Here is a 12,003-nt window from a genome sequence, read left to right on the forward strand (position 1 = left end):
ATTTGCACCCGAAACAACGCGGGATAGAGCAGTAGGCAGCTCGTCGGGCTCATAACCCGAAGGTCACAGGTTCGAGTCCTGTTCCCGCTACTAAGAATGACCCATCAAAATATTGATGGGTTTTTTGTTTTTTACTACTTAGATCACCCTTTGTAATCATTGAGATTAAAACAAAAATAGAATTCACTTTTCCAATTAGATATTCCCTATTTTTCGCCCCAATTGACAATCCTTCAGGAAACACCAAATTTTGAATCCTTATTTTACTATCAATATCTCCTTCTTTCCAGCATTTATTGATGTTTACAACTTTATCAACCACCTTGTCAATATGTTTCTTATGGTTAGATAGTTTCTTTTCATTTATGTTTATCTGCACTATGATTGCCTTTAATTCTGCTTCAAATTGTGTGACATATTTATTATATTTTTCATCACCAAAAGTTGGATTATCAAAATAGCGTTTGTCTAAATTCTCTATTTTTATTTCTAATTCTTTTTTCTTTACAAGTAAACTTTTTATTTCATCCTTACCCTCTGTATTCATCATATCAAAGAGTTTGTTTAACTGTAATTTAAAAGGTTCGACAAATCGAGCGTTAAGTGTGTAATTTGATAATAAATTTTCAAATGAATTGTTTAATCCCTCTGTTTTTGATTTTGGAGTAGTAATTGCATTAAAACTAGCATTTTTACACTTTTGACATTTGTAATAATGTTTGTTTTTTACACGAACTTCGTAGCTTGTAAGCAAGCTTCCACATTCGCATCGTAGAAATCCTGTCAGGGGTCTAAACTCATTGACCTTACTTTTGGTATGTTCCTTAACTGCATTGTTATTATTTTCCGAAAGGATATTGTTAATTATCAAAAAATCTTCTTGACTCAGTAATCCGTCCCAATTTCCTTTCACCGGCTCTTCCAGCAAAGAATTAACCAATATTCCACAATAAAACGGATTGCGCCACATAGCACTAAGCCCTTGTTTTGTTATTTTTAAATTTAACAGATCTAGTTTTTGTCTTATTACAAAATCTCTTTCGCCTGCGAGCTTCCATTTCCAAGCTTTTTTTAAAATAACTCCTTCGGCATTGACTGTAATAGATTGCGTTTCTTGAAGTAAGGCATAATCGGATACTTTTCTCCCTCTCATGGTATATCCTCTAGGTGCTTTTCCTAACCAATTACCTGCTCTGAGCAGTGCTTTCATGCCAGGAATAGTTTTCTCTAATCTATCCATGTTTTCTCTTCTGGCATCTAATAGTTTGCTATAAATATCCAACTTACTATATTCGTCATTAGTACAAAGCCCTGATGATGTTTCAATCAAATGAACTCCTAACTTATCTACTAGTTCTTGTACGATGGTTATAGCATTACCACCAGTTCGAGAAAATCTGCTGATAAATTTTATAGCAATTGCAAAAGGTTTTTGTTTGGAACTTTTAACCTCGTCTAATAATTTCGTAAACTCTTTCCTTGTGAAATCTCCCGAAGCACTTTCATAAGTTCCTCCAAGGATGTTTTTCAAAGTATAGCCGTTTTTGCTCGCAAATTGGACTATTTCATTTCGTTGCTCTTCCAAACTATTGTTTACCAATTGTAATTTGGAGCTCACTCTGGTATAACCCCAAACCTCTTTCACGGCAATCTTTTGGGTTATTTTTTCTTTTTGAAATCTTTTAAAATTTTCTATTCCCATAATTCACTCTTTTAAATTATATATGATTATTGCTAATTGAAACAAACTATCAATTAGCTCATTTGCTTCCGATTCTGATATTTCATCAAAACCTTTACATCTTCTTAATTCTTCAATTGTCAATTTACCTTGTTTCTTTCCCCCATTGCTTTTTATTTTACAGAGCTTTCTTTTTCTGCGTTGCAGCGTTAAATCCAGTCTTTTTGCCTGTAACCTTTTAAAGACTTTTTCTGGAGTGATTCTTCTTTTTTCATCTGTTTCTTCATTTCCCATCTTGTACCTCCCTCATTAAATAGCAAAAGACCGCTATAACGGTCTTTTGCTAATTCTACATTAAAATCATACTTCCTAACAAAGATAAGAAGCTACTTTTTTAAAATGATAGGTAAAATTTACCTATCTAAAAATAATAACTTCCTACCTTTTACAAAGGTAAGTTGCATTTTAATCATAATCATGGACATAATATATCCATGATAGAAAATGCTAACAGACTAAGTATCAAAAACGATATCGAACACCTGTAGAAAAAAGTAGATCGCTATTAATTTTAAATTTTACTATTATGAAAGCAATATGATGCCAGTTGCAGTTTTTGTACTGGCCATTTCCGGTGCATTTCTAACCACATCGATGCAAAGTGAAGCTAAAGTAGATGACGATCCTATATTGGGTTATGTTACCGTACCAGGGGCTCCTTGTAGTATCGAAGTAGAATGTAGTACGGACCAAGGTGACGCATGTCGTCTTTTTGATGACGAAGGACCACAAGCCTTTGCGAAAGACAGCCCAACGACTTGTACGGAAGTCGTATATCGTCCATAAATTTAATTTTTAAAAATACCCTTTAAAATGCAATGCAGTTCTTTTGGAACTGCATTGTTATTTAACACTGGTTATTATTTAAGCCCTGTCTTTATCCAAGTTGCTGGTGGTACATTTTTTAGATGATAATCAAACCACTGGTGTAATCGAATGGAAAGGTCTTTCTGATTGCCACTATTGGTAAGTATATGCTGTTCTTTGGGATAGAGTAACATAATATGTTTCTTTTCCAAACGACGCAATGCCAAATAAAGTTCTATACTTTGATTCCAGTTCACCTGTTTGTCTTCTGCTCCTGACCAAGACAGTAATGGTGTTGTGATATTCTTCACATGCACAATTGGAGAGTTTCTGTCGTAGCCTTCTTTATCTTCAAATAACGATTTCCCCATACGATGTTGGTCATTTTCAAAACGCCACATGTCAGGTCTCCCTGAAGCCCCCACTGTCAGATACCAACTTGTTAAGTCTGTTGCAGCAGCGCCAGCCACAGCAGCAGCAAAAAGGTTCGTCTGCGTGATGATAAAATCAGTTTCATACCCTCCAAAAGAATGCCCAATGAGTCCGATTTTATCCGGCAATATAAGACCTCGTGCAATTACCTCATTGGTTGCCGAAACAACACAATCAGTTGCTGACACTCCAGGGTTACCTATCTCATATGAAATATCCGGAGCGAGTACAAAATAACCTTGTGTTGTAAAAGTAGAAATGTTAAACATTCCATCCCCTGTAAACTCAGAAGGATTGATATATTTATTGTGTAGTCCCTGAGACAATTTTTCATAAATATAAACAATCATTGGATATTTCTTTTGATTGTCATAACCCGCTGGATAATACAAGATGCCTTGTAAGGATTTGCCTTTTGCATTTTTATAATGAATTAGTTCTGCTTTTCCCCAATAAAAATCCTGCTGTTGTGGATTACTTTGAAATAGTATCTTAGGTACTTTATCAGTAGGAGTTTGCAGCATCAATCGTGGAGAAAGATCATAACGTTCTTCTTTATATGCAAAGGTATCACCACTGGCAGACTGAATTAACTCATCCAGTCTCATATTGTCTGAAAATACCATTTTTTCATTGGACCTAGGAGACCATTTGTAATAACCCGAATACTCTTGTTCATTTCTAGCCGCTAATAGTAATCCCTGATTGAGGTCAATGGTTTCATGAATCCTTCCATTGTAATTTTCTTTGGATACAAATTTATTGGAAAATCCTGCCAGTCGAAAGCAAGTTTGGATTTCCCTGCCTTGGGTTAACCTACGGACAGACACTCCATCTGGGCTAATTGCCCAGATATCATAGGCATTATATAATAAGATTTCTTTATCCTGTTGTGTCCATCCTAAAGAGGAATAAGGACTCGCTTTTTGTGGATACTCATTTTCGTTGTTAGAAAAAGATTGTCCTATATTTTCAGTAATATTGGCATGGGTCTTCTTTGCAATAGTATAAACCCACCAATTTCCTTGTTGAAAATAAGAAATGTATTTTCCCGTGGGAGATGCAATGGTGTATTGAGAATGTCCCGAATGTTTCTTTAAAAGCAGCTCACTTTTACCAGTAGACAAATCAACCAAATAAAAATCCCGAGGACCATTATAAGCATATTGTGGCTCATATTGTTGGGGATCCGATAGTATGGCATAATTCTGATCTCCGCTTAGCATAAACTCTGATAAACTATCATTGGAAATAAGTCGATACCTATCTGTCAAGGGATGCCATAGTGCAAGATAAATTGTCTGATTTTGTTTTAGTTTTTCTTGCATTGGATAAATCAATTTGGCATTTCCATTCCATAATTGCACGTCGGAATCTGTTGTACTATCTTTGGCTTTTGCTCTTTGCACTACAGCAAAAAAAACGCTCTGCATGTCATCTGAAATTTTTAATTTATAACTTACTGTTGGTATAAATAGGGAGTCGCTCAGAAAGGTCTGCTCTATCTCAGGATTGGGTTTATATAATTTCTTGCTTGACAGATTATAATAAAAAATAGTATTGCTGGGACTACTTGCATCTATAGACTTTTGCATAAAAGCGAGGGCTTTTCCTTTTATATGCCAAACCAAATTAGAAAAAGAACTAGTGCTACTAAGCAGAATTGTTTTTTGGTTCTTCTTGGAAAGCTCCAAAAGACCAACAGTATGCTCTTTTCCCATTGTTGTTGTATAGAGGACTTTTTGGTTTGTAGGATCTATTGTAAATTCATTCACCCCCATAATAAGATCCTGTGCCACTCCATCTAGTTCCCGAATAAGCAGTGTGTTTAATTTCTTCTTTTCTTTTATCAAAATAAGGAGTTTCTTAGCTATTGGAGTATAAACATATTTGACTGCATCAAACACTGTTTCTTTCTTTCCTGTTTTCAAATTCATCAGTTGTAAACCTTCTGTAGTTTGGCAGGTAAACCAATCAGATGTTATAAAACTGCTTCTGTTTCCAAGTGCAAAAAAATGCGTTTTTAATGACTTGGTATTCTTTATAAATAATGTATCAAGACCCGAATGATAAGACATGGTATAACTAATCCATTCACCGTTTGGGCTCATTTTATCGATATTTAATCTGCCCCACTTTGGGTAATCGGCTACTGTTAATGTCTTTTTTTGCATTACCTGCCCCCAAAGGGAGCAGGCTACTAATTGCAAAATAAAAACTAATAAAAAGAATGGCTTTCGCCATGGCAATCTAACGGTTGTTCTGGGTGGTATTTTCATCTTAGCACTTGGTTTTATCACTAGAATTAAATTCTTAATAACCTGGATTTTGAGGCCCTAGATTCGGATTGACACTGAGTTCACTCTCTGGAATAGGCAAAAGACTATCGGTAGTGTTCCATCCTGACTTTCCACTCAAAGCAGCATCAAGTTTACCTCTGCGCTTGAGATCGAAAAAACGATGCCCATATTCAGAAAAAAGTTCTTTTCTTCTTTCCTGCTGGATTGCTTCCAAGAGTTCTTCTTTTGAATTTGTCACTATATCAGAGAGTCCTGCACGTTTTCTGATTTTATTCAAATCTTGTTTTGCTCCGATATGATTTTCTAGTTCTGCGCGAGCTTCTGCGCGAATCAGGTATTGCTCTGTCAACCTTAGTACTATGGAATATTCCTTTGAAGCCGAAGTAAATTTGGATTCCTTGTACTTATAGGCATAATACCATATCCCACTTCCTTTACTTACTGAGGCGGTCCAACGTGATTTACGAAGATCGTTCACAGCAAAAGAATTTATGAGTGATTCGCTGAGTGCTACCAGTGGAGGTGGTCCTGAAGTAAAAATAAAAAAAGCACCTTCATCTGTGTTTTTCCCTGCGACAGTAGGCATGAATTGCCAGATTGTTTCTGTAGCCGTTTTTAGAAATATCTTATCGAGATTGTTTTCAAAAACATACAACGTATTATTCTCTATCACAGCTGTAGCCATTTTATTAGCATCATCCCATGCACCTTTATAAAGATAAACTCGTGCTAAAAGTGCTTTTACTACAAATGAATTAGGACGTACCCTTTCTGTATTTGCATAGGAAGGTAAAAGCAATGTTTCAGCTGTTTTTAAATCGCTTATAATTTGTGCATAAACTTCATTACTCGACATTCTTTTTACAACACTATTGGCTTTGTAATCGGTGGTTTGCACGTAAGGAATAGCTCCAAAGAGTTGGAGTAAGTAAAAATGAAGTAGTCCACGTACAAAGAGCGCTTCCCCTTGTAATTGTGCCTTTTCTTCAACATTAAAAGTAGATGCTCCAACTCCTTCAAATACGGCATTGGCAGCATAAATTTGATTATAGGAATTGTTCCAAAACAGTGCTATAGTACTGTTGGAAGGCAAAACCAGATTGGTGTAAAAAGCCAAAGCCGAATTACTCGGGGGTCCATAAAAAATAAGCTCATCTGCATAATTGCCCAAATAATTTGAAATCCCAAATTGGCTTCCTGTAAGGACTCCTTTATCGCGAATCTTGGAATAAACATCTGCCATAGCAGCATTGGCTGTAGCATAATCCTGAAATACGGTAACATTGGTAAGTTGTGATTTTGGAAGATCTACCTCCACAAAGGAATCACAAGAAGACATGGATAGCACAAGACCTAAAAATAGTATTGCAGGCACTATATTCAAGTGCTTTTTCTTTTTTGCATATATCGTTTTCATACTCTATAGATTAAAAAGTTAGTTGAATGCCAGCGGTAATCACTTTTAACGGCGGGAGATAGCCACTACTTTTAAACTCTGGATCTCCATCTTCATAGGGAGTAAAAGTCAAAAGGTTCTGTCCTTGCAACGTAAGGGTACATTGTACTGCTTTTGTCTTTAATGGAACAGCATAACTTACTGCAACGGTTTTTAGCCTTATATAAGAAGCATCTACAACAGTAGCATCACTGGTACTGTAGCGAGATTGTGCTGTTACAGCAGCTGCATTGTATCCTGTACTATAGATTTGATAGGATCCTGTATCTCCTGTTTGTTGCCAACTATCTACCATTCTTTCCGGTCGGTTAATCATAAGTCCGCCAAGTCCTAAGAGATAACTTCGATTGAGTTGTTTTACAAATTGAAAAAGAAAATCCAGTTTCCAATTTTTGTAACTCAATTGATTTTGCAATCCTCCAAAATAGTCTGGATTAAGATTCACTACTGTTTGTTTATCATCCGGAGAAGATAATATCCCATCGTTGTTCTGATCTTCAAATTGATAAACGCCAGTTACAGGATCAATTCCAACATATTTGTATCCCAATTGAATGTTCAGTGGTTCTCCTATACGGTATCTGTCTTTGTATGTGGAGCTTTTTAAATTAGGAAAACTTAGGAGTTCATTACGGGAAATAGTGAGATTAAGGCTACTGGTCCAATTAAAATGTTTAGTAGAAAAATTGACGGTGCGCAGTGTGAATTCTAATCCTGTATTTTCCACCGTTGCATCCAGATTGGCTTGAAGTTGGGTAAAACCTGTGGTTCCGGGAAGTGGTATCCCAACGAGTTGATTCGAAGAGCGGTTTTGGTACCATGCTCCTGTGAAAAAGATACGATCCGCAAAGAATCCCATTTCCAAGGCAGCCTCCCATTTTTTATTGATTTCCCATCCAAAGTCAGGATTAAATAAACGTGTGGGCTGTAATCCGACAATACTTTCATAATTAACACCCGAAGAATTATAGGTATTTAAATATTGGTAATCCCCAATTTGGTCACTCCCTGTTGTTCCATAACTGCTGCGCAATTTTCCAAAGCTGAACCAGGAACTGTCTTTAAGAAAGCTTTCATTAGAAAATAACCAAGCTACACCAACTGCTCCGAAATTGGCGAATTGATTCCCTGGTCCAAAACGACTCGAGCCGTCACGCCTTGCAGTTAGGTTTACAATATAACGGTCGTGCCAATTGTAGTTCATTCTACCAAAGAATGCTTGGTACTTGTATATAGTTTCATCACTTAGGAGTACTTGCTTTGTAGTTGCTGATGCTAAATCATAGATTAAGCTGTTGGAGCTAAACCCACTGCCGGATTGAAACAATCGGGAAGTTGTTTGTTGCTGGAAGGTTCCTCCTAGTAGAATACCAAATTTGCCACCTCCAAATTTCTTTTCCCAATTGATTTGGGGTTCAATAATCCAAGAGCTACGTTTGGTATTATTGAGGTATAAACCAGAATTAGCACTAGTGTATCCATAAGAAGGGTTATAAATAGTTGAAGGACTAATACGACTCTCTTCATGTTGCAAATCGGTATATCCAAAGCTACTTTTAATTATTAAATTGGGTATTATTTCATAAGACAAGATTGTATTTGCCAGTAAGTCTTTGGTTTTGGATTTAGATTCCGCTGACAAGTTTCTAAGGGGATTGTCCCATGTTCCGTTTTCCCAATTGAGGTTTCCAACTGCATCATAGAGTGCAGGGGCATTGGGAGACAGCGCACGAGAATCATAGGTAAGATCTCCTGCTGGTTGGTTGTTATTCTGCGCAGTATATCCAACTGAGAATACCAAACGAAATTTACCATCTACAGATTGATGATTAAGATTGAACTGAGAACCTCCTTTTTTGTACAAGAAATTACCGGGGAATACTGTGGATTGGGTATTGTAATTCCCACTAAAAAGGAACTGGGTATACTGTGATCCTCCAGTTATGGTTCCTTGCAGATCTGTTATTACAGCTGTACCACCTATGAGTTCCTTTTGCCAATCGGTGTATCTATTTTGATCCCATGTGCCATTGATATCGTATGCACTGGTGGGATATGTAGTGATTTTATCATTGACAAATGCCTGACGGCGCATGGCAAGGTATTGCTGGGTATCCATGAGTTTCATGAACTTGGTGACTGTTCCTGCGCCTGAGGAAGCAGTGATGGTAAACTTGGTTTTTCCTTCCTTCCCTTTTTTAGTGGTAATGAGCACTACCCCATTAGCTCCACGGGAACCATAAATAGCCGTTGCATCGGCATCTTTTAGTATTTCGATACTTTCTATGGCATCTGGATTGATACTGTTTAGTGGGCTGGTAATCGTAGGAAAGATTGTGGAAGTTTGGTTGTAACCGATGGGGTCTGAGGCATAAGGCACACCATCTATAATATATAATGGATTGTTTCCTTCGGGTCGGATGCTGTTTTGTCCCCGTATCTGGATTTCAAATCCTCCTCCAGGGACTCCTGTGGTTTGGGTTACGTTTACCCCTGCCATACGTCCTTGCAGGGTTGCCAAGACATTGGTAACGGGTTGAGTTTCGATATCCTTGGCTGTAATTCTGGAAATACTGCCCGTACGCTCGCTTTCCTTTACGGTATAATAACCTGCGTTGACTCGGACTTCCTGCAATGCCATGGTATCGTATTCTAATACTATGTTTATTGCTTGCCTCCCTTTTATGGGGACCATTGCAGTTTTGAAACCTATAAAAGAAACGATTAAAGTATCTGAAACAGCAGCAGCGATGCTATACTGCCCATTGTAATCGGAAATACTACCGGAATTGGCTTTGCCTTTTAAGGCAATAGTTACTCCTGGTAAAGGATTAGTACCATCAGTAATGGTACCATGTACCAGATTTTGTTGCGTGTTGGACTGCTGTTGCCGCAGTACACTTTTTGCTAAAACAGGGGTAAAAGACAAGAAACACCCGAAAAAAATCAGGTAATAAAGAGCCTTACTACCCTTGTAAAATGAATAATTATTCATAATATTGGATTAGTTAAGTAAAACGTTTGTTTTGTTTGCTACGGTCCTCTATACTAGTTTGGTGACGAAGTAGAGGGCCATTTTTTATGCGTTAAGTGGAGTAGGTTATGGTATCGACTACCAGTTTTGTTGAATCATAGGCAAAGAATTTTAATAGATTAAACTAATTAAATCAATTGCAAGCCTAAAAAACAATGAAGATTTGGTGCTATGAATGAAAGCCGGAGAATTTGCTAAAGAAATAAAAAATGGCGCAGGTACTCAGCTTATCGTATCAAAGGCACTGGCGGCGCCCTACCACAAATAAGTGAGCCCACGCCAAAATAGACGTGAGCATCTTACTTATCCTCTCGTGGTATTTAAAACGCCAGTTTTTTGATACGAGATTCAAAGCGAATGCTTCAAATATTTTTAATGAAGAATCGCAAATTTAATAAAGGATACTAATTATTACTATAATAATTGTATCAAATCTTATTCAAAGATACTAAATATTATTTGTAATCCAAGTGGCTTACAGAATATTATAGAAAAAGATCAAAATTGCAGTATGGCAGAATTAACAAAAGAAGATATTGTATTGCAAAAAAAAATTGCAGAGAGAATAAAGTTTTTAAGATTAAAAACAAGTCCATCTCAAACAGACTTTGCTAAAAGACATGATATAGACCGCCAAATTATTAATCGTTGGGAAAGTACAAACGATAAAAGGGGAGTAACTATATATTCTATTCAAAAATTTTGTAAAATGTTAGATATAACGCTGAAAGATTTTTTTGATGATGAAAAATTTAAAGAAGATGCTTAGGTATCTTCTTTTATACTGCACTAAACTGTGAGGAATAGTAATTTTTTAAATATTCTACTTCGTCATAAATAACTAAACAAACTTATACAGATGTTACAGACAAGTTTATTAAAGTTTTAACTAAAAACCAAATGACAAAATGATTATAAACAAAATTGAAATTTTGAATAACATTTGTTACACTGAGCTAGTTTATGACAGAATAAACAAAAAACTAAATAGTAACTTTACAAAATCTGAAATTGAAACAATGCTTTTTGATATCATAAAAGAAACTCAAAAAAAATTCTTTCAGAAAAACGGCAAAAACTATTACGTTTCAAATATCGAAAATGACATCCGAATTACGGTAAACTCATACACATAAAGAATTATCACTGTTGACCGAATTACTAAAATTAAAAAATAATTACCTAAAAAAGACAAATGGATTTAAAATATCTGAAATAAACACTACCCCAATTATTCTAATGATTGTCAAACTTTTTTTTAAATTAAAAAAAAAAGAGAAATTAGACAAAAATAACCCCACTTAAATAATCTAAGCGGGGTTTGCTTTTTTAAGCGAAACTATTTTTTAGCAGCCTCTACAGAAACTTTTCTAAACTCTTTGAAAAGTTTCTCAAGTTCTAAGCTTGATTTACGAGCTCTTGCTCCAGCTGCTTTAACTCCTTTTTCAATTAGTGATTCAGATTCTCCTTTAAACGTTTCGATTTCTGTATTGATTTTTTCGATTAAATCTTTCATGATTGTGTTTTATTAAATTAGGTAGGTAAAAATAAAAGTTTGCATTCCATAAACCAAATTTTGCTCAAAAAAGAACGCAACATAAAGTTGATATCGATTGTTTCTTCCTATGGTTTTGGTTTCATTCAAAAAAATCTAAATATCACTAAAAGTGGGTATTGTGATTCTTAAAAATGAATCTAATATTTGGCAATCACTTAAAATACTGCTAGATACATAATTTAAGTTAGATATATAAGGGATTTAAAGAAAACTACTATGAAGAAAAAATTACTATTCGTGTTATTTGGAATTTGTCTCACCTCAAATGCACAAACATCAAAAGTGACTTTCAGTTATGATAGTTCAGGAAATCAAACTTTAAGAGAATTTTGCCTAGGAAACTGTCCAACTTCTAAACCCGTGACAGAAACACCCAAAGAAATCGAAGCAATAACAGAAGAGGATCTACAGAAATTTTCAACTGAAGATGTCATCTCATATTACCCAAACCCAGTAAAAGAGGAACTCTATCTTAAATGGCAACTGATTGATGAAAATTATGTTAGCTCTATACAGATTTATGGATTAAATGGACAAACGATCAAGTCTTATTCAAAAAGTAAAGAGTTAAATTCTCAGAACATTTCTTTTCGGGACTATCCAACTGGCGTTTATATAGTAGCCTTAGTTTATTCTAGTGGGGAACAAAAAACAATTAAAATCATTAAACAATAA

At 35.6% G+C, this 12,003-nt stretch carries 10 protein-coding genes and 1 tRNA gene; 5 read left to right on the forward strand and 6 right to left on the reverse strand.

Annotated features, from left to right (window positions below):
* Nucleotides 1-17 precede the first annotated feature (17 nt).
* Nucleotides 18-90, forward strand: a tRNA-Met gene (locus OIU83_RS03045).
* Here the strand turns inward: OIU83_RS03045 and OIU83_RS23585 are convergent.
* Nucleotides 50-1,702 carry a recombinase family protein gene (locus OIU83_RS23585; protein WP_404827643.1) on the reverse strand — a complete coding sequence of 551 codons (1,653 nt, stop codon included), beginning with the start codon at nucleotides 1,700-1,702 and terminating at the stop codon, nucleotides 50-52. The two genes, OIU83_RS03045 and OIU83_RS23585, sit on opposite strands and share 41 nt — an antisense overlap.
* A 3-nt stretch (nucleotides 1,703-1,705) precedes the next feature.
* Nucleotides 1,706-1,975, reverse strand: a complete 270-nt coding sequence (locus tag OIU83_RS03050; protein WP_264204797.1) for a hypothetical protein — start codon at nucleotides 1,973-1,975, stop codon at nucleotides 1,706-1,708.
* A 306-nt stretch (nucleotides 1,976-2,281) separates the two neighbouring features.
* Between OIU83_RS03050 and OIU83_RS23590 the strand changes: the two genes are divergently transcribed.
* On the forward strand, nucleotides 2,282-2,527 hold the full coding sequence (locus tag OIU83_RS23590; RefSeq protein ID WP_404827644.1) for a DUF6520 family protein: 246 nt from the start codon (nucleotides 2,282-2,284) through the stop codon (nucleotides 2,525-2,527).
* Between the two features lie 74 nt (nucleotides 2,528-2,601).
* On the opposite strand, the gene OIU83_RS03055 is transcribed toward OIU83_RS23590, so the two are convergent.
* From OIU83_RS03055 to OIU83_RS03065, 3 genes are read right to left on the reverse strand one after another with little or no spacing between them, the layout of a single operon-like run.
* Nucleotides 2,602-5,259 (reverse strand): alpha/beta hydrolase family protein, encoded by a 2,658-nt coding sequence (locus OIU83_RS03055; protein WP_264204798.1) that lies wholly within the window; start codon nucleotides 5,257-5,259, stop codon nucleotides 2,602-2,604.
* A 34-nt stretch (nucleotides 5,260-5,293) separates the two neighbouring features.
* Complete coding sequence (locus tag OIU83_RS03060) at nucleotides 5,294-6,697, reverse strand: RagB/SusD family nutrient uptake outer membrane protein (protein ID WP_264204799.1); 1,404 nt, start codon at nucleotides 6,695-6,697, stop codon at nucleotides 5,294-5,296.
* Between the two features lie 10 nt (nucleotides 6,698-6,707).
* Nucleotides 6,708-9,731 (reverse strand): SusC/RagA family TonB-linked outer membrane protein, encoded by a 3,024-nt coding sequence (locus OIU83_RS03065; RefSeq protein ID WP_264204800.1) that lies wholly within the window; start codon nucleotides 9,729-9,731, stop codon nucleotides 6,708-6,710.
* A gap of 550 nt (nucleotides 9,732-10,281) precedes the next feature.
* Here OIU83_RS03065 and OIU83_RS03070 point away from each other — a divergent pair.
* On the forward strand, nucleotides 10,282-10,539 hold the full coding sequence (locus tag OIU83_RS03070; RefSeq protein ID WP_264204801.1) for a helix-turn-helix transcriptional regulator: 258 nt from the start codon (nucleotides 10,282-10,284) through the stop codon (nucleotides 10,537-10,539).
* 139 nt (nucleotides 10,540-10,678) lie between these two features.
* On the forward strand, nucleotides 10,679-10,906 hold the full coding sequence (locus OIU83_RS03075) for a DUF3781 domain-containing protein (RefSeq protein WP_264204802.1): 228 nt from the start codon (nucleotides 10,679-10,681) through the stop codon (nucleotides 10,904-10,906).
* Between the two features lie 203 nt (nucleotides 10,907-11,109).
* On the opposite strand, the gene OIU83_RS03080 is transcribed toward OIU83_RS03075, so the two are convergent.
* Complete coding sequence (locus OIU83_RS03080) at nucleotides 11,110-11,286, reverse strand: histone H1 (RefSeq protein ID WP_264204803.1); 177 nt, start codon at nucleotides 11,284-11,286, stop codon at nucleotides 11,110-11,112.
* A 258-nt stretch (nucleotides 11,287-11,544) separates the two neighbouring features.
* Between OIU83_RS03080 and OIU83_RS03085 the strand changes: the two genes are divergently transcribed.
* Nucleotides 11,545-12,003: a T9SS type A sorting domain-containing protein gene (locus OIU83_RS03085; RefSeq protein WP_264204804.1), complete on the forward strand. Its 459-nt coding sequence runs from the start codon at nucleotides 11,545-11,547 to the stop codon at nucleotides 12,001-12,003.

It is taken from the genome of Flavobacterium shii (assembly GCF_025847235.1).
Lineage (GTDB): Bacteria > Bacteroidota > Bacteroidia > Flavobacteriales > Flavobacteriaceae > Flavobacterium > Flavobacterium shii.